Source organism: Dactylosporangium salmoneum (genome assembly GCF_039532525.1).
Classification (GTDB): domain Bacteria; phylum Actinomycetota; class Actinomycetes; order Mycobacteriales; family Micromonosporaceae; genus Dactylosporangium; species Dactylosporangium salmoneum.
This window is the reverse complement of sequence record NZ_BAAARV010000005.1, coordinates 332,911-354,034: the sequence shown is the minus strand read 5'-3', so window position 1 is coordinate 354,034 and position 21,124 is coordinate 332,911. Positions and strand designations below refer to the sequence as shown.

Below are 21,124 nucleotides of genomic sequence, written 5' to 3'. Positions count from 1 at the left end.
ACCTTGGGTGAACTCGACAGCTTCGAGATCCTTCCTGATCACCACATGATGGATCCCCTCGGCCCGAATGGCGTCCCCCGCTCGGCCTGGCAGCGGACCAAGCGGGCCGCGCGGTGGCACCGGCCGTACGCGGCCATCCTGGTGCTGCTCGACGCGGGCGCCGCGGCCCTGGCCTCGCTGACCGCGGCCGCCGGGCTCGATCAGGCCAACTCCGGCTTCCAGAACCAGCCGGCCCTGTTCAACCTCGTCGCCTTCTGGCTCCTACCGGCCGTGTGGCTGCTGGTGCTGTGGGGGCACGGGGCGTACGACCGGCGCTATCTCGGCACGGGCACGGACGAGTTCAAGCGCGTGGTGCGCGCCTCCTGGACGGTCGTGGCGATCGTCGCCTTCGCGGCCTTCGCGTTCAAGGTCGACGTGTCCCGGTTCTCGGTCGGCGCCGCGCTCGTCGGCGGCCTCGTCTACGTGCTGATTCTGCGGTACTTCGCCCGCAAGGGCCTCGCGCTGGCCCGCACGAGGTTCAACCTCGCGACCCACCGGATGCTGCTCATCGGCACCCTGCAGGAGGCCCTGGAGGTGCACGCGGCGATCGCCCGCGACCCCGCCTCGGGCCTCGTGCCGGTCGGCATCCACCTGACCGAGGGCTACGCGCCGCACCCGAGCACCGTGACCCCCGTCCCCGTGCACGCCGGCCGCGACATCCTTTCCCTGGTCCGCGAGCTCAACGCCGACACGATCGCGGTCTGCGGCTCGGCCAGCGCCGAGCCGGTCGAGCTGCGCCGCCTGGCCTGGCAGCTCGAGGGCACCGGCATCGACCTCGCGGTGGCGCCCCAGCTCACCGACATCGCCGGCCCGCGCGTGCACATCCGCCCGATCGAGGGCATTCCGCTGCTCTACGTCGAGGAGCCCAAGCTCTCCGGCGTGGGCTGGCTCGTCAAGAACCTCATCGACCGGGTGCTGGCCCTGATCGCCCTGCTGATCTGCCTGCCGATCTTCCCGCTGGTGGCCCTGGCGATCAAGCTGTCCGACCCCGGCCCGATCTTCTTCCGCCAGCCGCGCATCGGCCGCGAGGGCAAGACCTTCCGGGTCTGGAAGCTGCGCACGATGTACGTCGACGCCGAGGAACGCCTGGCCACGCTCAAGGACGAGAACGAGAGCGACGGCCTGCTCTTCAAGATGAAGAACGACCCGCGCATCTTCAAGGTCGGCAAGTGGCTGCGGGCGACGTCGATCGACGAGCTGCCCCAGATGCTCAACGTCCTCATGGGCGAGATGTCCCTGGTCGGGCCCCGCCCGCTGCCGGCCGAGGACGGCGACTTCCTCGGCGACGTGCGGCGGCGGCTGCTGGTCCGCCCGGGCATCACGGGCCTGTGGCAGGTGTCCGGACGCAGCGACCTGAGCTGGGACGACGCCGTCCGCCTGGACCTCTACTACGTCGACAACTGGTCGCTGGTCCTCGACCTGCACACGCTGTGGCGCACGATCGGCGTGGTCGTCTTCCGCAAGGGCGCCTACTAGCGAGGCGCGGGCCCTTCCGCGCCGGCGGGTGCCGGCCGCAGGATGTGCGCGTGGGTGCCAACCTCGCCGCCGGGCTGATCGTGTTCGCGCTGGCCGTCGCGCTCGGCGGCGCCGTGTACGCGGTCATCCGCCTGCGCGGCCGCCGGGCGATCGCGACGGCGGCGCAGCGGGCGACGTACGACGTGCTGCACATCGCCGAGCTCGCCGCCGAGCCGCTGCGCACCGGGCTCACCGAGGCCGCGGCCGGCAAGGCGATCCGGCACCTGCGCTCGCTCACCGGGGCGGCCGGCATCGCGGTCACCGACGCCGTGCGGGTGCTCGCCTTCGACGGGATCGGGGAGCACCACCGCGAGCACGCCGCGGCGGCCGCGGCCAAGGCGGTGGCGGCCGGCCGGCCCACTGTGCTCGGCGGCCGGGAGCTGCCGTGCGACCTCGTCGACTGCCCGATCCGCGGCGCGGTGGTGGTGCCGCTGGCCCAGCGCGAGGGTGCGCTGGTCGCGCTGTCGGACGGGCCGCCGGCGCCCGGGCTGGTGCAGGCCACCGCCGAGACCGCCCGCTGGGTCGGCACCCAGCTGGCGCTGGCCGAGCTCGACACCTCGCGGGCCCGGCTGGCCCAGGCCGAGGTCCGGGCGCTGCGGGCGCAGATCAGCCCGCACTTCATCTACAACGCGCTGACCGCCATCGCGAGCTTCGTGCGCACCGACCCCGAGCGGGCGCGGGAGCTGATCCTGGAGTTCGCCGAGTTCACGCGGTACTCCTTCCGCGCACACGGCGAGTTCACGACGCTGGCCGAGGAGCTGCGATCCATCGACCGGTACCTCACCATCGAGCGCGCCCGCTTCGGCGAGCGGCTGCAGGTCCGGCTGCAGATCGCGCCCGAGGTGCTGCCGGTGACCCTGCCGTTTCTCTGCCTGCAGCCGTTGATCGAGAACGCGGTACGGCACGGGCTGTCCCGCAAGCCCGGCATGGGCACGGTCAGCATCGTGGCCCGCGACGCCGGGGCCGAGTGTCACATCATGGTCGAGGACGACGGCGTGGGCATGGACCCGGCGGCCCTGCTCGACGCCGACGACGGCGTCGACAGCGGGCAGCACGTGGGCTTGCGCAACGTCGACGATCGGCTACGTTCGGTCTTCGGCGACGAGTTCGGTCTCGTGGTGGAGACCGCGCTGGACGCCGGCACGAAGGTGAGCATGCGGGTGCCGAAGTTCCACCCGGGAGTGAGGAGCGGCTCATGAGCGAGCACGGGTTCCTGCGGGTGCTCGCCGTCGACGACGAGGTGCCGGCGCTGGACGAGCTGGCGTACCTGCTGCGGGCCGATCCCCGGGTCGGCCGCCTGCACACCGCGGGCGACGCCACCGAGGCGCTGCGGGTGCTGCGCGACGCCGACGTCGACGCCGTCTTCCTCGACATCCGCATGCCCGGGCTGGACGGCATGGAGCTGGCCCGGGTGCTCGGCCGGTTCGCCAAGCCCCCGGCGATCGTGTTCGTCACGGCGTACGACGACCGCGCCGCCGAGGCGTTCGACCTCGGGGTCGCCGACTACGTGCGCAAGCCCGTCCGGCCCGACCGGATCGCCGAGTCGCTGCGCCGCGTGCTGGCCGCCCGGCTCGTGCCGACCCACCCGGCGGTGGCCGCCCGCCGCGACCGCCAGGACGACCCGACGATCCCGGTCGAACTGGCCGGCACCACCCGGATGCTGCCCCGCTCGTCGGTGCGCTGGGTCGAGGCCCAGGGTGACTACGCCCGCCTGCACACCGCGGACGCCTCGCACCTGGTCCGGGTCTCGCTGGCCACCCTGGCCGAGCGGTGGGCCGACGCCGGGTTCGTGCGAATCCACCGGTCGTACCTCGTGCAGCTCAAGCTCATCACCGAGCTGCGCATGACGAACAGCGGCTACGTGGTGCTCATCGACGAGCACGAGCTGCCCGTCTCGCGCCGCCACACCCGCGAGCTCAAGGACCGCCTGGTGCGCGCGGCCAAGTCGTGGTCCTGACGGCGGGCGCGCACAACCGCGGCCCGGGTCTCCACAATCCCTCCACATCGCCGACTGAGCGCCTGCACGACGTGCGCATACGCTGCATGACATGAACGCAGCGGGTGAGCGCCGGCGGGTCCTGGTGGTGGACGACGAGCGGATGATCGCGGAGTCCATCGCGGTCCGGCTCCGGGCCGAGGGGTTCTCGGTCGACACCGCGCACGACGGGCCGGCCGCCGTAGCCGCGGCCCGGCTCATGCGGCCCGATCTCGTGGTGCTCGACGTCATGCTGCCCGGCTTCGACGGGCTCGAGGTGTGCCGGCGGATCCAGGCCGAGCGGCCCGTCGCGGTGCTCATGCTCACCGCCCGGGACGACGAGACCGACCTGCTCGTCGGGCTCGCGGTCGGGGCCGACGACTACCTCACCAAGCCGTTCTCGATGCGGGAGCTGGCGGCCCGGGTGCACGTGCTGCTGCGGCGGCTCGAAAGGCTCGCGCAGGTGCAGCCGGACCCCAACCAGACGCCGATCGTGCTCGGGGACCTCGAGATCAACCGGGCGCAGCGGCGGGTCACGCGGGCCGGGGTGGAGGCGCACCTCACGCCGACCGAGTTCGACCTGCTCGTCAACCTGGCCAGCCGGCCGCGGACCGTGCTGCCCCGCGAGCGGCTGCTGGCCGAGGTTTGGGGATGGGCGGACGCGTCGGGGACCCGCACCGTGGACAGCCACATCAAGGCGCTGCGCCGCAAGCTAGGGGCGGACCTGATCCGCACCGTGCACGGGGTCGGGTACGCATTGGAGTCGGCATGATCCAGGGCTGGAAGGAGTTCGCCGACCTGCTGCCGCGGCCGCTCGACCCGCTGCGGTCGATCAAGCTCAAGCTGGCGGTGCTGCTGCTCGCCTCGGCGTGCGCGGGGCTCGGCGTGTTCTGGATCGGGATCGGGTGGATCCCGCCGAACACCACGTACATCGCGCTCACCGCCGGCCTGCTCACCTCGCAGGTGCTGGCGCACGGGGTGACCCGGCCGCTGCGCGAGATGACGGCGGCGGCCCGCGCGATGGCCCGCGGCGACTACTCGACCCGGGTCCGCGCCACCTCGCGCGACGAGGTCGGGCAGCTGGCGGTCGCGTTCAACCAGATGGTGGGCGAGCTGGCCGCGGCCGACCAGCAGCGGCGCGAGCTCATCGCCAACGTCTCGCACGAGCTGCGCACGCCGATCTCGGCGCTGCAGGCGGTGCTGGAGAACATCGTCGACGGCGTCGCCGAGCCCGACCCCGACACGCTGCGCACCGCGCTGGCCCAGACCGAGCGGCTCGGCCGGCTGGTGACCGAGCTGCTCGACATCTCCCGCCTCGACGCCGGCGTCGTGCCGCTGGACCGCGAGCTCTTCCACGTCGAGGACCTGCTCCACGAGGTCGTCGCCGAGGCCGAGGTCAAGGCGTCGGCGGCCGGCCACAAGGTCGAGTACCTCTCCTGCTCTTTCCCCGAGAGCGCCCTGGTCAGAGCCGATCGCGCGCGCCTGCACCACGTCCTGACCAACCTCGTCGACAACGCCACCCGGCACAGCCCGGACGGCGGCACGGTCACCATCCTCGGCCGTCGCGATGGCGACCGGGTGATGATCGAGGTCGCCGACGAGGGGCCCGGCATCCCGCACGCCGAGCGCGAGCGCGTCTTCGAGCGCTTCACCCGGGGCGCCCGGGCCTCCGGCGGCGGCACCGGCCTCGGCCTGGCCATCGCCCAGTGGCTGACCCAGCTGCACGACGGCTCGATCGCGGTCGTCGAGCAGCCCGACAACCTGCCGGGCTGCCGCATCCGCGTGACCCTGCCGGCCTAGCCCCTTCCTCCCTTTCCTCCCTCCCGCGACCCGCCCTTCGTCTCCCCCGGCCGGTCGCGCGGATCCGCACGCCCTCATGCAGGAGTTGCGTCATGAACGAGAGCCCCGCCCAACCGCCCAAACCCTCCGAAGAGCCCGCGGCGCGGGCCCCGGCGATGGCCGGTGCGGGCACACACCCCGCGAGACCCGGCCCGCCGCCGGGGCCGCCCGTCTGGCCGACCCTCGGGTCGGGGCCGGCGGCGCCGATGCCGAACCCGGCCCTGCGCAGCCCGGTCCGGCTCGGGCCGCCCGAGCCGACGCTGTGGCAGCGGGCCTGGATCCTGCAAGAGGCCACGGCGGGGCGGGCCGCGCTGGTCGGGGCCCTCGTCGCGGCGATCGTGGCGGCGGCCGCCGTGCCGGTCGACCGGCCGGGGATCGGGTGGCCGATCGCCGGCATCGGGCTGGTCGCGCCGCTGGCCGTGCTCCAGGTGCGGCGGCGCAGGGCCGAGGCGCTGCTGTGGTGCGCCGGGGCGGCCGGGCTGCTGTCGGTCGGCTTCTTCCGTGCCGCCGGGTGGCTGTTCGCGCTGTGCGCGCTGACCGCGTTCGGGTGCGTGGCGATGGCGGTCGGGCGACCGCGGCGCGTGCCGGGGGTGTTGCACGCGCCGTTCGCCCTGCTCATGGCCGTGTTCCGGGCGGTGCCGTGGGCCGGCGCCGGACTGACCGCCGTCAGGCCGTCGACCGTCGAGGGGGCGGCCGACGACGCCCCGGCGCAGGACGAGGACGAGGACGAGCAGCCGCACGGCGACCGCGGCGTGCGGATGCTGGTGTCGATCGGCATCGGGGTGCTGCTGCTCGTCGTGTTCGGGGCGCTGTTCGCCAGCGCGGACGCGGCCTTCGGGCGGGTGGTCGGGGCGATCGTGCCGCAGCTGGACGCCGGGACCGTCTCGCGATGGGTGTTCGTCGGGCTGGCCGCGGCCGGGGCGTCGCTGGGCGCGGCGTTCCTCGTGGCCAACCCGTCCTCGGTCGGCGACGGCTCGCCGCGCTCGGGGCGGCCGGTGCGCCGGATCGAGTGGCTGGTGCCGGTCGGGGCCGTGCTGGCCCTGTTCGTACTGTTCGTCGCCGTCCAGCTCGCGGTGCTGTTCGGCGACCGCGACTACGTCATGCGGACCGTCGGGCTGACGTTCGCGCAGTACGCGCGCAAGGGCTTCTGGCAGCTGCTCGTCATCACGCTGCTCACGCTGCTGGTCATGGGCGTGACCGCGCGCAAGGCGCCGCGGGCGAGCCGGGCCGACCGGTCCCTGCTGCGGCTCGTGCTCGGGCTGCTGGCGCTGTGCTCGCTCGTGGTCGTGGGCTCGGCGTTGTGGCGGATGAACGTGTACGAGCAGGCGTATGGGTTCACCCGGCTGCGGGTCTTCGTCAGCGCCTTCGAGCTGTGGCTGGGCGGGCTGTTCGGGCTCGTCCTGCTGGCCGGCCTGGCCGGGGCGCGACGGCGGGCCGCCTGGCTCGGGCGGGCCGCGGCCGGCCTGTGGGTGGTCACGCTGCTCGGGCTGGCCGTGCTCAACCCGGACCGGTTCATCGCGGCGCACAACGTCGACCGGGCCAACGCCAGCAACTCCGACATCTGGTACCTGCGCTCGCTCTCGGCCGACGCGGCGCCCGAGCTCGACCGCCTGCCCACCGGCGCCCGCGAGTGCGCGCTGTCCGACATCGACAGCGACCTTCGCCAGCGCCCCGACGACTGGCGGGGCTGGAACCTGAGCCGCTCCCGGGCGCGCCAGATGCTCCCCGATCCGGTCCGCGTCGGAGATTTTCCCTGCTATCGGAGGTACTGAATGTCCTTGGCACCGCGGAGGCCGGGATTCCTGACGGGAGCAACGGTCGCAAGTGACGCGAACCTGAGTCCATAAAAAGCATCGAAAGAAAAGAGCCGGCGTACCGACGGGGGACGCTGGCTCTTGCTTTTGTTTCGCGGGCGTTGCGAGACTGCCGTTCATGGAGCCGCCAACTCCGCGCGTCCGGGTCGTGCTCGGGGACGTCTCCCGCGCCCGGATCAGGCCGGCCCCCGCCCGGGTCGAGCTGGAGGAGCAGAGCCCGGTCGGGGCGGCGCTGGCCCGCGGGCTGGTGCGGGCGCAGCTGTCGGTGGCGGTGCGGCTCGCCGCCGTGGTCGCGGTCGGGCTCGGCGGGCTCCCGCTGCTCTTCTCGGCGCTGCCCGCGGTCGCGCACGCCCGGCTGTTCGGCGTCTCGCTGCCCTGGCTGCTGCTCGGCGTGCTCGCCTACCCGTTCCTGTACCTCATCGGCGCCGTCTACGTGCACCTGGCCGAGCGCAACGAGCAGGAGTTCCTGGCCCTGGTCGAGGACCGCGGCCAGCACCCGCAGGCATGACCTCCTACTCGGTCGCCGCGGTCCTGCTGGTCACGCTGGCCACGGTCGCGATCGGGCTCTACGGGCTGCGCTTCGCCCGCACCACCTCCGACTTCCTGGTCGCCTCGCGGATGGTGAGCCCGAGCTGGAACGCGGCGGCGATCGGCGGGGAGTACCTGTCGGCGGCGAGCTTCCTCGGCGTGGCCGGGCTGGTGCTCAAGCACGGGGTCGACCTGCTGTGGTACCCGGTCGGGTTCGCCGCCGGCTACCTGGCGCTGTTGCTCTTCGTGGCCGCGCCGCTACGGCGCTCGGGGGCGTTCACGCTGCCCGACTTCTGCGAGGTGCGGCTGCGCTCCAAGCGGCTGCGCAAGCTGGCCACCGCGTTCGTGATGTTCATCGGCTGGCTGTACCTGGTGCCGCAGCTACAGGGCGCAGGGCTCACGCTGCAGACCGTGACCGGCGCACCCTACGCGCTCGGGGCGCTGCTCGTCGGGGTCGTGGTGACCCTGAACGTGGCCCTCGGCGGGATGCGCTCGATCACGTTCGTGCAGGCGTTCCAGTACTGGCTCAAGCTCACCGCCCTCGCCGTGCCCTTCGTGTTCCTGCTCATGGCGTGGCAGCACGACGGCCGGCCCGCCCTGACCGCCCCCGACGGGCCCCGCTTCGCCGCCGCGACGACCGTCACCGTCGAGCACCCGACCCGCCTGACGGTGACGGAGCCGACCCGGGTCGTCGCGCACGGTGCGGTCGACGACGTCCCGCTGGCCGGCGCCCTGCTGCTCACTCTCGGTGAGCACGCCGTCGCCGAGGAGACGGTCCTCGACTTCCCGCAGGACTCGGCGGTGCCGCGGGTGTCGGCCGTCTCCAGCGACACCCCCGCCGAGTGGCTGCTGCCGGGCGGCACGTCGCAGGACCTGTTCGCGACGTACTCGCTGATCCTGGCCACGTTCCTGGGCACCATGGGCCTGCCGCACGTGCTCGTGCGCTTCTACACCAACCCCGACGGGGCGGCCGCGCGGCGCACCACACTCGTCGTGCTGGGCCTGGTCGGGATCTTCTACCTGACCCCGACCCTCTACGGCGTGCTCGGCCGGATCTACACCCCGCAGCTGCTCATGACCGGCAACACCGACGCCGTCGTGCTGCTGCTGCCGTCGGCCGCCCTCGGCGGCGGCCTGGCCGGGAGCCTGCTCAGCGCGCTGGTCGCGGCCGGCGCGTTCGCCGCGTTCCTGTCCGCCTCCTCCGGGCTGCTCACCAGCGTGGCCGGGGTGCTGTCGACCGACGTGCTCGGCCACGGCTCGGTGCGCGACTTCCGCCGCTCGGCCCTGGTCGCCGGGGTGGTGCCGCTGCTGCTCGCGCTCCTCGTGGCGAGCCTCGACGTGTCGCAGGTGGTCGGGCTGGCCTTCGCCGTCGCCGCGTCGAGCTTCTGCCCGCTGCTCGTGCTCGGCATCTGGTGGCGCGGGCTCACGGCGGTCGGCGCGGCGGCCGGGATCGTCGCCGGCGGGGGCGCGGCCGCGTCCGCCGTGCTGCTCACCGTGCTCGGCGGGCCGCTGGACGGCTGGGCCGGGGTGCTGACGACGCAGCCCGCGGCCTGGTCCGTACCTCTGGCCTTTGTGGTGATGATCCTGGTCTCGCTGCTGACAAGGCACCGATTGCCCTCCGGCGTCGGGGCGATCATGCTTCGGCTGCACGCGCCCGACGCGCTGCGGATGTAGCCGGAGCGGTATAGCCGCGAGTGGACGGCGTGGCCTACGGTCGGAAATGTGACGGATCGCGGGCCGGATTCCGCCCTTGCGTTGCGGGGGCTCACCAAACGCTTCGACGACAAGGTCGCGGTCGCCGGGGTCGACCTCGACGTGCCGGTCGGCTCCTTCTTCGGCCTGCTGGGGCCGAACGGGGCCGGCAAGACCACCTCCCTGTCCATGGCGGTCGGGCTGCTGCGCCCGGACGCGGGCCACGCCTACGTGCTCGGCCACGACGTGTGGTCCGACCCGGTCGAGGCCAAGCGCCGCCTCGGCGCCCTGCCCGACTCGGCCCGCATGTTCGACCGGCTCTCCGGCAGCGAGCTGCTCGTCTACACCGGCCTGCTGCGCGGCCTGCCCGCGGACGTGGTCGACGCGCGGGCGGCCGAGCTCCTCGACGTGCTCGGCCTGGCCGACGCCGGCGGCACGCTGGTCGTCGACTACTCCGCCGGCATGAAGAAGAAGATCGGCCTGGCCTGCGCGATGCTGCACGCGCCCCGGCTGCTCGTGCTCGACGAGCCCTTCGAGGCCGTCGACCCGGTCTCCGGCGCGCTGATCCGCGACATCCTCGTCCGCTACGTGCGCAACGGCGGCACGGTGATCTTCTCCAGCCACGTCATGGCCGTGGTCGAGCGGCTGTGCACGCACATCGCGATCCTGGCCGACGGGCAGATCAAGGTCGTCGGTACCACCGAGGAGGTCCGCGGTGGCCGGGAGCTCGAGGACGTCTTCGTCGACGTCGTCGGCGGCCGGGTGGCGACGGGCGCGGAGCTCTCGTGGCTGTGACGCCCCCGCAGGGACCGGCGCCCGAGGCGCCGACTGACCCGCAGGCGCGGCTCCCGCAGCAGCGGCCGGCCGCCGAGCCATCGCTGCCCGAGCCGCAGGCGCAGCCGGTGGGCCGGCCGCGAGTCGCCTACTTCGTGCGGCTCAAGCTGCGCATCCTGCGCAACACGCTGCGGCCGGGCCGGCGACCGAGCGGCGGCCGGTCGCGCTGGCTCGGCCGGCACTCGCGGATCATCCTGTTCCTGCTCGGCGCGCTGTTCGGGCTGTGGGCGGCGTTCGTCGGCTTCGCCGCCTTCGCGGGCAGCAGCGTGGCCGGACCCCATCTCCGCCCGACGGTCGCCGCGTTCGCCGGCACCGCGATCGTGCTCGCCTGGGTCTTCGTGCCGCTGCTGTTCTTCGGCGTCGACGAGACCCTCGACCCGGCCCGCTTCGCGCTGCTGCCGGTGCCGCGGCGCACCCTGGCGCTGGGCATGCTCGCCGCCGCGTTCCTCGGCGTGCCGCCCGTGGTCACGCTGCTGGCCACCCTCGGCTCCGTGATCGGCGCCGCGACCGACGGCGGGCTCGCCGCCGCGGTCGTCGCGGTGCTCGGCGCGGCGGTCGGCCTCTGCGTCTGCGTTGCCGCGAGCCGCGCGGTGACCAGCGCGTTCGCCCGGATGCTGCGCTCGCGCCGGGTGCGTGACCTCGCCGCGCTGCTCATCGCGCTCATGGGCATCTCGTGCAACCCGGTCATCCAGCTGATCATCGCGCTCGTCGGTCGCGGCGAGTCGCCCCAGGCCACCGCGATCGCCCGCGTGCTGTCCTGGACGCCGCTCGCGGCGCCGTACGTGGCGTACGTCGACGCCATCGACGGCCGCTGGCCGCTCGTCGCCGCCCGCCTGCTGGTCGGCGTGGCGGGCGTCGCGGTGCTGCTGTGGTGGTGGCTGCAGACCATCGAGTCGGCGATGATCGGCAGCGCCGCGGGCCCCGGCTCCAGTCGCCGGTCCGCGACCGGCGGGAGCCCCGTGCGCGCGTTCTTCCCGCGCGTCGTGCGGTTCCTGCGGCCGAACCGGTTCACCGCCCTGGTCGCCCGGGAGATGCGGTACTGGATGCGCGACCCCCGCCGGCGGGCCACCCTGATCTCGCTGCTGGCCATGTCCGTGGTGATCCCGTTCGCGTTCACCCTCGGGTTGGGCGGCGGCCGGGGCGCGGCCCAGGCCCATCCGAGCGGTCACGGCGCGCTCGTGTACTCGCTGACCATCGCGGGCGCGTTCCTGGGCCTGGTGCTGGTCAACCAGTTCGGCAACGACGGCACCGCGTACGCGCTGCACATCCTCGCCGGCGTGCCCGGCCAGGTGGAGCTCGCCGCCCGCGCGCTGGCCGTGGGCACGCTGACGTTTCCGGTGCTCACCGCGGCGACGGTGGCGGTGGCGATCATCGGCGGCGAGGGCGCCCAGTTGCCGGCCGCGCTGGGGGTGGGGCTGTGCACGTACGGCATCTCGGTCGGCGCGGCCGGCATCACCTCGGTCGTCGCCGCGTACCCGGTGCCCGACAGCAACAACCCGTTCGCCACGAACGCCGGGCGGGGCGGTCTGCGAAGCCTCCTCTCGTTCGTGAGCATGCTCGCAACCTGGGTGCTGACCGCGCCCGTGACGATCGCGGCCGCCCTGCTGCCGGAGGCCATGACCTGGGTACTCCTGCCGGTCGGCCTGGCCTGGGGCCTCGCGCTCGCCTGGGTGGGCACCCGGCTGGCCGGCAACCTGCTGCAGCGCCGTGCGCCGGAGGTCCTGGCGGCCGTCAGCCCGAGGCGGGCCTGACCGGGCGGCATGCGGGACCGCGCCGCCGCGCCCGGCCGCCGGCGGCGACAATGAGGCGGTGAGCATCCACGCCTCCGACCCGTTCGCCACACCGGATGAGCTGAAGTCGCCCGTCCGGCGGCTGCGAGGGCGGCTGCCCGCCGCCGTCACGTTGTGGACGGCGGCCGGCGAGCGACAGGGCGACAAGGGCCTGACCGTCTCGTCCATGCTGGTCGTCGACGGCGATCCGGGCCGCGTGCTCGGGCTGGTCGACGAGGAGAGCGACCTGTGGGAGGCCGCCGAGTCGGCCGGCCGGTTCGCGGTCAGCCTGCTCGAGGAGGAGGACCGCCAGCTCGCGGACAAGTTCGGCGGGCTGATGCCGGCGCCCGGCGGCCCGTTCGCCACGGGAGAGTGGGAGCGCACGGAGTGGGGGCCGGTGCCGCGCGGGCGCAGCTGGGCGGGCTGCCGCCTGGTGGGCGCCACCGAGAAGGGCTGGTCGCTGTTGGTGGAGGCGGTCATCGAGCGGGTCGAGCTCGCCGCCGATCCCGCCGCGCCGCTGATCCACGAGCGCGGCCGGTATCGCCGCAGCTGACGCCCGTCGCAACCGGCCGTGGCCAGCCGTCATGATAGGGCCGTGCATCTCTCCCAGCTCGCACTTCTGCTTCCGGTGACGCTGTTGCTGGGTCTGGCGGTGGGCTCGTTCCTCAACGTCGTGATCCACCGCGTGCCCCGGGGCGAGTCGCTGGTGACACCCTCGTCGCGCTGCCCCGACTGCGGTAACGGCATCCGGCATCGGCACAACATCCCGGTGCTCGGGTGGCTCGTCCTTCGTGGCCGGTGCGCCGACTGTGGTGCGCGGATTGCCGTGCGCTACCCGCTCGTCGAGCTGACGACGGCCGTGCTCTTCGTCGCGGTTGCGCTGCGCATGCACCAACTGCACCTGCTCAGCGCATTGCCCGCGTACCTCTACGTCGCCGCGGCGGGCATAGCGCTGGCCGTGATCGACCTTGACCTGCGCCGGCTGCCGAACGCGATCGTGCTGCCGTCATACCCGATCGTGGCGATCCTGCTGACGCTCTCGGCGGCCTGGGAGCATGACTGGTGGGCATTGGCGCGCGCCGGGATCGGTGCGGCGGCGCTGTTCGCCTTCTTCTTCGCGCTGGCGTTCGCCTACCCGGCCGGCATGGGGTTCGGAGACGTCAAGCTGGCCGGAATCCTCGGCGGCGTACTCGGCTATCTGTCCTGGTCCGCGCTGGGAATCGGCGCGTTCGCCGGCTTCCTGCTGGGTGCCGTGGTAGGTGTCGGCCTCATGGCCGGCGGCAAGGGCGGCCGCAAGACGGCCATCCCGTTCGGCCCGTTCATGATCGCCGGGTTCCTGGTGGCCCTCTTCGCGGCCGCGCCGATCGCACAGTTCTACATGGACGTCACCGCGGTCTGAACCTACCGCTGCGAGCTCCAGTTATAGATCGTGACCTCCCGCTTGCCCGGGGACGGCGCGCCCGATCGATCCACCAGGCCCACGGTTGCCTGCAGCTTGACCTTATCGGCGGCACATACGGCGGTTCCTGCGCAGATGTACACGGTGAGGTTGACGACGGTACGCAGCCCGTAGCCGGGCGAGTCGTCCGGCACCTCGATCACGGGGCCCGTCAGGTCCGCACTGCCCGTCGGCGTCATGAAGAGGCTGCGCGATATCACGCCGTACCGGAAGACCTGCCCCGTCAAGTTGTTGAGCTGTACATCCAGGGCCGCCTTCGGCACGTACGTCGTGCCCTGGATGTAGAGCCTGCTGTTGGGCGAGTTCTCCGTCTTGATCACCGCGCAGCCCGATGAGTAGGGGACGGTGGTGACGCAACCGCTCTGCGCGGGCACACTGCCGACCGCCGCCTTCAACCCGTACACCGCAATGGGTGGGCTGGTCTTGGAGTAGGTGCCACAGATCTCGACCTGCGCCGCCTTGACCCGGATCCGGCTCGCGCCGCCGAACACGAACTGGACGCCGGCGTTGGGGCCCGGCTGGGTCCAGCCACCGGCCGGGAGCGGATCGGGAGGAATCGGGGTCAGGCACGACCCGGGGATGGTCGGCGTCGCGCCGTCGACAGGCTGGGTGGTCGGGGTCCCACCGATCAGGTATCCCGTGTCGATCAACCACTCGCCGCCGAAGTCGAAGTAGTAGGTGCCCGGGTGGAACCAGAAGATGCTGCCCTTGCAACCGGAGTTGTCCGTCAGGCCGTTGAGCGACGCGAGGTCGGTGTACCGCCCCGCCGAGAACTCCACGACCTTGCCCTTGCCGCTGCACTTCGGGACCGGCTGAAGCGTCGGGGTCGTCGTCGGTGCGGGATAGTCGGGGTCAGCGGTCGTCGTCGCGGTGTTGCAGACCTTGGCCGGGACGCTGGTGATCGAGCCGGTGCAGCCGGTGCGCGCGGTCACGCTCGCGTTGGTCGCGAGGGTGCCCTGGGAGACGTTGATATTGGAGTTCGAGACGATGCTGCCGTGGACTTTCAGTGTCCCACCGCCGCTGACCTTGAGGTTGATGCCATCCTCGGCGGCCGCCGTTCCCAGCGTCAGGACCGCGCTGCCGGGCTTGTTCGCCGCGCTGATCGCCACCGGGGAAGCGGCACTCTTGGCCGAGTCCAGATTGCAGGTGACGTAGGCGGAGTAGGTCGAACCGGATGACGCCTGGTAAAAACCCTTCAGCGTCAGGCTGGGCTGCGTAGCGCCGAAGCACTTCCCGGCGGTGCCGTCGAACGTCCCCTGTCGCAAGGTGTTGATCGCGATCTGCGCCGCGCCGTCGGCGGTGGCGGCCTCCGCCGCCTGATCGCGGAGGTTCAGCGTGGCACGGATGCTCGTGGCCGCGAACGACAGCACCGTAGCGATGACCACGGCAACCACCGTGACGAAGACGAGCGCGAGAACCAGGGCCGCGCCGCTGTCGTCGGTGTGCTTGATCCTCGATGTCATGTCTGTCTCCGCTGTCCGTCGAGGGTCACGGTGAGAGGCTGCTGACCGCCGCTGGCCTTGATGGTGACCTTCAGGGTCACGCGCTGCGGCACGGCGGGCGCCGTAGAACAGTCGCCGGTCGGTCCGGAGCAGCTCAGGACGGGATCCCCGTCGACGTTGTGAGCGAGCACAGTGTCCGAGGTCGACGATTTCGTGCACATGATGCGGTGCAGCTGACGCTCCGCACCCACGGTCCGGACCACATAGGACACTCGATTGACATAGGCCGTCCCCAGGTCGTCCCAAGCGAAACGGACGACCGCCTTCGGAGTGTCCGCGGCGCCGCATGGATACGGGGAACCGTTGTAGGCGACATCAGGGAAGATCGATTGTTTGAGCGGGAACCCGTCCGCGGTCCAGTCCCGCACCCCGACGCTCTGCACGTCCTGGGCGAAGTAGGCCACCATGATCTGTGCGTCGTGCGACTCGCTCAGGCGTCTGGTGGTGTCGTCGGTATTCCGGATGAAACCGATCAGTGCGTTGCCGAGGGGAACGATGATGATGCCCAGGATGACGATCGCGACCAGCACCTCGACGAGGGTCAGACCGCGTTCGTCGCGTCTCACGCGCACGGCGAGGCCTCCGAACACGGCTTGCGGATGATGACGTCGAGGGTCTCGGCGACCTTGTTGTCGGAGGTGCTGACCTTCAGCGACACCTTCTGTACCCCACTGTCGGTGATGCACGAGGCCTCGAAGGCTTTGCTGGTCGGGTTCCAGTACTTGACGCCTGTGATCGCGGGAATGTAGGCGGTGCCGCCGTCGGGGTGGGCGGGGTAGGCGGTCCAATACGTGAGCATGCCCGCGCACGCCGTGTAAGTGGTGGGGACACCCGTGCGCACGGAATTCACGATCGCCTCGCCGAAGGCGCGGACATAGGCGCCGGCCTGGGCCTGCTTGCGGTGGATGTCGGACATCCGGATGCTGGTCGCGATGCCGCCGACGAGGGCCACCACCGCGACCCCCACGATGATCACCGTGACCAGCAGCTCAATCAGGGTCTCGCCCCGATCGTTCGGGTCCGCCTTCATCTAGACGGTCACCTGGTTGAAGATGCCGTACATCGCCGACACCAGCGCGATGGCCACGAATCCGACGATCAGCCCCATGGCGATGATGACGGCCGGCTCGAACAGGGCGGTCACCTTCTTGAGCTTGTAGTCGAGCTCGCCCTCGTAGTAGCGGGCGGTGACCTCCAGCTGAACGTCGAGCGTGCCCGTCTCCTCACCGACGCGGATCATCCGGGCGGCGGTCGCGGGGAAGAGCCCGGTGGTGGACAGCGGATCGGCGAGGCCCTGACCTTCGAGCATCGCGTCGCCGACCTGCGCGAGCGCACGCATGAATACCAGGTTGCGCAGCGACTCCGTGGCCACCCGCAGCGCCTCCGGCAGAGCGACGCCGGCGCCGGCCATGGACGAGAGGATGCGGCAGAAGCGCTCGACGAGTGCGAACCGGACCGCCGGGCCGATCACGGGAATGCCCAGCAGGATGCGGTCCCGTGCGTATCGGCCGCCCTCGGTACGCAGCGTGAGGAAGATGCTCAGCGTGACGACGGCCACGCCGGCCAGCACGGCCCACCACCAGTGCGTGAAGAAGTCGGTGATCGCCAGGAGGATGCGCGTGGGCAGCGGTAGCTTGGCGTGCAGGCCGGCGAAGAAGACCTTGAACCGGGGCAGCACGAACCAGGACAACACCACCACGGTGACCAACGACATGAGCGCGATCATCGATGGATAGATCGAGGCTGCCTTGATTTTGCGCCTCGCCTCGAGGTCCCGCTCCAGGTATTTTGCGAGCTGCTCCAGGACCGTGTCGAGCTGACCGGTGAGCTCGGCCGAGCGCAGGATCCCCCGATAGAACGCCGGAAAGATCTTCGGATGCCGGTCGAAGCAGTCCGACAACCTCTCCCCGGCGCGCAGCCCTTCCTCGACCTCGATCATCATGCGCCGCACGCTGGAGTTCGTCGCCTCCTCGCCGATCGCGCGAACCGCGTCGATGAGCGGCAGTCCGGCGCGGACGAACGCCCCGAGCTGGCGAGACAGGTGCATGACCTCTTCCCGCTTGACGCGGGGCGCGGAGAGCTCCATCTGCAGAAAGCTCTTCTTCTCGCGGGCCCTGCTGTCCCGCGACTGCCGCGCGGGCGGCGCCTGCTGGTGCGGCGCCTGCGCGTGCGGTATCTGCTCATACGGCGCCTGCTCGTGCGGCGCCTGCGCGGGAACCCACAGGTGCTGCGTCTGCTCCATGTCGGCGCCGTGCAGTCCGTGGGGATAAATCGTGGTGTAGGGCTGCCCCCCACCAGCGGCGCGCTGTCCGTCCGGACGGAACGCGGTGTAGCCGTGCTCGGTCACCTCAGGCCCCCACCACATAGATTGAACGCAAAATTTCGGCCAGGGTGGTCACGCCCGCCTCGACCAGGCGAGCGGCCTCCTCCTGGAGCGTGCGCATCCCCTCGGCCCGGGCGACCTTGCGGATCTCGTCGTGCGTCGCGCGTTCGAGGATCATTTCGCGAATCCGCCCCGACACCGTCAGCATCTCGTAGACGCCGGTCCGCTCGAGGTAACCCGTGTGCGCGCAGAAGTTGCAGCCGTGGCCGCGCACGAAGCCACCGCTCGGCGGCAGGCCCTGGATCGCGTGCAGCAGGGCCAGTTCCTCGGCGGAGGGGTGGTACGGCTCGCGGCAATAGTTGCAGATGCGCCGCACGAGGCGCTGCGACAGCACGGCGGTGACCGACGACGCGACCAGGAAGCCCTCGATACCCATGTCGAGCAGCCGAAGCAGGGCCGATGGGGCATCGGTGGCGTGCAGGGACGAGAGCACGAAGTGTCCGGTGAGTGCCGACTGGACGGCGATGCGGGCGGTTTCGACATCGCGGATCTCACCGACCAGGATCACGTCCGGGTCCTGCCGCAGGATCGACCGGAGGCCACCCGCGAAACTGATGCCCGCCTGCTCGTTGATCTGAATCTGATTGATCGACGAAATGCGATACTCGACCGGATCCTCGATCGTCGTGACGTTGCGCTCGGGCGTGTTGATCTCGCCCAGCGAGCCGTACAACGTGGTCGTCTTGCCGCTGCCCGTCGGGCCGGCGCAGATCACCATCCCGTACGGCGAGCGCAGCAACGCCGAGTATCGAGCGGCCATGTCGTTGGGCATGCCCAACTGCTCCAGCCGGTACAGCGGCCGGCTCTTGTCCAGCAGCCGCATGACCACCTTTTCGCCGTCGATGACGGCGGTGGTGGACACCCGGATATCGACGCCTCGCCCCTCGATGTCCATGCTGATCTGCCCGTCCTGCGGGCGGCGACGCTCGACGATGTTCATCCCGCCGAGGATCTTGATCCGGCTCGCGACGACGGGCCCCATGGCCGCGGGGAGGTCGAGAACGTCGTGCAACGCACCGTCGATGCGGTAGCGCACGCGGACCCGCTCGGGGTGCGGTTCGATGTGGATGTCGGACGCGCGGTCCCGCAATGCCTGCGTGATCATGAGGTGGACGATCTGCACCACCGGCGCGTCGTCGTTGGCGACGGCGGGGTCGAGCCGGGCCACCTCCTTGCGCAATGACTGTTGCGCCTCGAAGACCCTGACCTGGGAGCTGACCGCGGAAAGCGCGCGATAGCTGTTCGCGATCACGCGCGTGATGTCCGAACGCGACGCGACCTTGACCATCAGCGGCCGCCCGATGGCCTGTTGCAGCGCCTGCGCGGCGGCGGGGAAGGCCATCGCGATGAGCACGGCCTCCCCGCGCAGCGCCAGCGGGATGGCGACCAGTTCGCGGGCGATCGCCGGGTCCAGCAACTCGGTTGCCGCGGGCTCCGGCATGACCTCGCGGAGGTCGATGGCGTCCACGGAGTACTGCGCACCGACCGCCCACGCGAGGTCGCGCTCGCTGAGCACGCCGAGCTCGACCAGGTGTTCCCCCAGGAACTTCGCCGGCCCCTGCTGCAGCTCCGCCAGGGCCGCGACGATCTGCTGGGGACTGACCACGTTGGCCTCGACGAGAACTTCGCCGAGGCGGCGGCCGCCCGGTTGAACACTCAGGTCGGTGGGACGGCCCGGTTCGATCCGCTGTACCCGCGTCGTCGGTGTCGCCTCGGCGGACTCGGCCGGCTGTCCCCAGTTCCTGAGTTTCATACCGTCACGCTCGTCCGCGGTCGAGGATGGATCTCGATGTCCCTGGGGTAGAGGCTGCGGGCGACGGCGTCGTCGACCGTGATCGTGCCGGCCTGGACGAGCGCCGAGAGCGATTGTTCGAAGGTGACCATGCCGTCCTTGTGGCCGGTCACCAGCGAGTTGCGCAGCTGGTGGGTCTTGCCCTCCTTGATGAGGTTGCGCACCGCGCTCGTCGCGACGAGCACCTCGTGCGCGCCGACCAGGCCTCCGCCGATCCGGGGGATCAACCTCTGGTACACGATTCCGGTGAGCGCGGCCGCGAGCTGCGTGCGGACCTGGGCCTGCTGCTCCGCCGGGAAGACGTCGATGATGCGGGAGAGGGCCTGCGCCGTGTCGTTGGTGTGCAACGAGGCAAGGACCAGGTGGCCGGTCTCGGCGATGGTCAGGGCGAACCGGATCGAGTCCAGGTCACGCATCTCGCCCACGAGCAGGACGTCCGGATCGCCGCGCAGCGCGGAGCGCAGGGCGTCCGGGAACGACTCGGTGTCCGAGCCAACCTCGCGCTGGTTCACCATGGCGCGCTTGTGCTCGTGGATGTACTCGATCGGATCTTCGATGGTCAGGATGTGGCAGGCCCGGTCGCTGTTGATCTGGTTGATCATCGCGGCGAGGGTGGTCGACTTGCCCGACCCGGTCGGCCCGGTGACCAGCACCAGCCCCTGGTGCTGGCGGACGAAATGCCACAGAACGGGGGGAAGCTCGAGCTCGGCCATCGTCGGGACGCGTTGCGAGATCATCCGCAGCGCCACGGCGGTCTGTCCGCGCTGACTGAAGGCGCTGCCCCGGATCCGGGCAAGGTCGCGCCAGCTGAAGGAGAAGTCGTACTCGCGGGACGCGTGCCAGGCCAGCATCTGCTCGTCGGTCAGCATCGCGGTGAGGAGGGCGTCGGTGTCGCGTCTGGTGAGCACCTCGTGCCCGGCCACCGGGCTCAACTCGCCGTGTACGCGGATCTGTGGGGGCATGCCCGCGGTGAGGAGCAGGTCGGTGCCGCGCGCCCGCCACAACGTATCGAGCAGCGCATCGAGATGATCGCGGCGATCGTGCATACCAACCTCCATTACCGCGCAGATTTCCGAAACGCAGGTGGAGAGGGCCACCCAGGGGTGACCCTCTCCACTCGGTCGTCAGCACCCAGTCGCGGTTACCTTGCCGTCGGCGCCCAGGGTGATCGTGTAATCAGGGCTGGACGGCTTCTCCCTGATGTACTGGCCAGCGGGATCCGTGAGTTTGTCCCAGCCGCCGGCGTCGCCGGCGGGAGGGTAGTCGCCCGTCTTGGCCCGGTACGCCTCCACCGCGACCTCGACGTTCTTCAGGTCGGTCTTGCACGCGGCCTTCGTACCGCGGTCGTTGAAGGCGCCCACGGCGAAGACCACGATGCCGGACAGGATGCCGAGAATGACGATGACGATGAGGAGCTCGACGAGCGTGAAGCCGCTCTCGTTCTCGCGGACCGCACGGAGGCGCTGAAGCACGAATTCTCCTTCAGGGAAAGGGCAGCCGAGCGGAGACCGCCAACTGATTGACGGCCTGGCCCGGAGGGGTACGGCAATACTTCTGTCGACGTCGGCCCACCCGCGCCTTGCCGGTGACTCGACTGCATGCGGCGACGCCCTGAGAACGGCTTTCTGTTACGGCCAGAAACGGGACCGGAAGTGGCCGTGGAATCTCAACAGATGTTTGTCTACGTCCTCACCAATGACATCCAACCCACTGGGCCAGCCCGGGGGCTAGCTGCGGCAACGCCCGCGACGGGGACGCTACAAGAAGGGAATTCATTCGGGATCGAACGAACAGCTAGTCGAGTCGCCTGATCAGCCGCCGGCGCCCACTCAAGTGGACCGGCCGCGCCGCCCGCACGTCCAAACGTGGTCGCATAAATAACAGGGCAATCCGTTCAAATCCGCACAGTCACCGCGGCGTCACTGGTCAGGCAATTCGGCGTTGAGTCAGAAGATCCGCGAATGCCAGTCCTTTCGGCATTCT

Annotated in this window: 19 protein-coding genes; 12 read left to right on the top strand and 7 right to left on the bottom strand. The window is 71.1% G+C overall.

The window, feature by feature from the left end; translation table 11 throughout:
* The first annotated feature begins 3 nt into the window (after nt 1-3).
* The 12 genes from ABD352_RS04445 (at nt 4) to ABD352_RS04390 (ending at nt 13,404) form a co-directional block, all read left to right on the top strand.
* Nucleotides 4-1,515, top strand: coding sequence for a sugar transferase (locus tag ABD352_RS04445; protein WP_425553455.1), 1,512 nt, complete (start codon nt 4-6; stop codon nt 1,513-1,515).
* Nucleotides 1,516-1,565: 50 nt separating this feature from the next.
* A complete protein-coding gene (locus ABD352_RS04440) occupies nt 1,566-2,753 on the top strand; it encodes a sensor histidine kinase (RefSeq protein WP_344610882.1) in 1,188 nt (395 codons plus the stop codon).
* Complete coding sequence (locus ABD352_RS04435; protein WP_344610881.1) at nt 2,750-3,511, top strand: LytR/AlgR family response regulator transcription factor; 762 nt, start codon at nt 2,750-2,752, stop codon at nt 3,509-3,511. The genes ABD352_RS04440 and ABD352_RS04435 overlap by 4 nt, the downstream gene beginning before the upstream one ends.
* Before the next feature lie 91 nt (nt 3,512-3,602).
* On the top strand, nt 3,603-4,301 hold the full coding sequence (locus ABD352_RS04430; protein ID WP_344610880.1) for a response regulator: 699 nt from the start codon (nt 3,603-3,605) through the stop codon (nt 4,299-4,301).
* A complete protein-coding gene (locus tag ABD352_RS04425) occupies nt 4,298-5,329 on the top strand; it encodes a HAMP domain-containing sensor histidine kinase (protein WP_344610879.1) in 1,032 nt (343 codons plus the stop codon). The genes ABD352_RS04430 and ABD352_RS04425 overlap by 4 nt, the downstream gene beginning before the upstream one ends.
* A gap of 92 nt (nt 5,330-5,421) precedes the next feature.
* Nucleotides 5,422-7,140, top strand: coding sequence for a DUF4153 domain-containing protein (locus tag ABD352_RS04420; RefSeq protein ID WP_344610878.1), 1,719 nt, complete (start codon nt 5,422-5,424; stop codon nt 7,138-7,140).
* Nucleotides 7,141-7,300: 160 nt separating this feature from the next.
* The gene (locus ABD352_RS04415) at nt 7,301-7,690 is read left to right on the top strand and encodes a hypothetical protein (RefSeq protein ID WP_344610877.1); all 390 of its coding nucleotides are present in this window, start codon (nt 7,301-7,303) and stop codon (nt 7,688-7,690) included.
* Nucleotides 7,687-9,384, top strand: coding sequence for a sodium/solute symporter (locus ABD352_RS04410; RefSeq protein WP_344610876.1), 1,698 nt, complete (start codon nt 7,687-7,689; stop codon nt 9,382-9,384). The genes ABD352_RS04415 and ABD352_RS04410 overlap by 4 nt, the downstream gene beginning before the upstream one ends.
* A gap of 48 nt (nt 9,385-9,432) precedes the next feature.
* Nucleotides 9,433-10,197 carry an ABC transporter ATP-binding protein gene (locus ABD352_RS04405; RefSeq protein ID WP_344610875.1) on the top strand — a complete coding sequence of 255 codons (765 nt, stop codon included), beginning with the start codon at nt 9,433-9,435 and terminating at the stop codon, nt 10,195-10,197.
* Complete coding sequence (locus ABD352_RS04400) at nt 10,188-11,987, top strand: ABC transporter permease (RefSeq protein WP_344610874.1); 1,800 nt, start codon at nt 10,188-10,190, stop codon at nt 11,985-11,987. The genes ABD352_RS04405 and ABD352_RS04400 overlap by 10 nt, the downstream gene beginning before the upstream one ends.
* Complete coding sequence (locus ABD352_RS04395; protein WP_425553454.1) at nt 11,944-12,558, top strand: flavin reductase family protein; 615 nt, start codon at nt 11,944-11,946, stop codon at nt 12,556-12,558. The genes ABD352_RS04400 and ABD352_RS04395 overlap by 44 nt, the downstream gene beginning before the upstream one ends.
* A 42-nt stretch (nt 12,559-12,600) precedes the next feature.
* On the top strand, nt 12,601-13,404 hold the full coding sequence (locus tag ABD352_RS04390) for a prepilin peptidase (protein ID WP_344610873.1): 804 nt from the start codon (nt 12,601-12,603) through the stop codon (nt 13,402-13,404).
* Between the two features lie 2 nt (nt 13,405-13,406).
* On the opposite strand, the gene ABD352_RS04385 is transcribed toward ABD352_RS04390, so the two are convergent.
* The 7 genes from ABD352_RS04385 to ABD352_RS04355 all read right to left on the bottom strand — a co-directional run bounded on the left by ABD352_RS04385 (nt 13,407) and on the right by ABD352_RS04355 (nt 20,613).
* Complete coding sequence (locus ABD352_RS04385) at nt 13,407-14,858, bottom strand: hypothetical protein (protein WP_344610872.1); 1,452 nt, start codon at nt 14,856-14,858, stop codon at nt 13,407-13,409.
* Nucleotides 14,859-14,923: 65 nt separating this feature from the next.
* Nucleotides 14,924-15,556, bottom strand: a complete 633-nt coding sequence (locus tag ABD352_RS04380; protein ID WP_344610871.1) for a PulJ/GspJ family protein — start codon at nt 15,554-15,556, stop codon at nt 14,924-14,926.
* Complete coding sequence (locus ABD352_RS04375) at nt 15,529-15,996, bottom strand: prepilin-type N-terminal cleavage/methylation domain-containing protein (RefSeq protein WP_344610870.1); 468 nt, start codon at nt 15,994-15,996, stop codon at nt 15,529-15,531. The genes ABD352_RS04380 and ABD352_RS04375 overlap by 28 nt, the downstream gene beginning before the upstream one ends.
* Nucleotides 15,997-17,313, bottom strand: a complete 1,317-nt coding sequence (locus ABD352_RS04370; protein ID WP_344610869.1) for a type II secretion system F family protein — start codon at nt 17,311-17,313, stop codon at nt 15,997-15,999.
* Between the two features lies 1 nt (nt 17,314).
* Complete coding sequence (locus ABD352_RS04365) at nt 17,315-19,102, bottom strand: GspE/PulE family protein (RefSeq protein WP_344610868.1); 1,788 nt, start codon at nt 19,100-19,102, stop codon at nt 17,315-17,317.
* Nucleotides 19,099-20,187 (bottom strand): type IV pilus twitching motility protein PilT, encoded by a 1,089-nt coding sequence (locus ABD352_RS04360; protein ID WP_344610867.1) that lies wholly within the window; start codon nt 20,185-20,187, stop codon nt 19,099-19,101. Before ABD352_RS04360 ends, ABD352_RS04365 begins: the two co-directional genes overlap by 4 nt.
* 78 nt (nt 20,188-20,265) lie before the next feature.
* On the bottom strand, nt 20,266-20,613 hold the full coding sequence (locus ABD352_RS04355) for a type II secretion system protein (protein ID WP_344610866.1): 348 nt from the start codon (nt 20,611-20,613) through the stop codon (nt 20,266-20,268).
* Nucleotides 20,614-21,124: the final 511 nt, after the last annotated feature.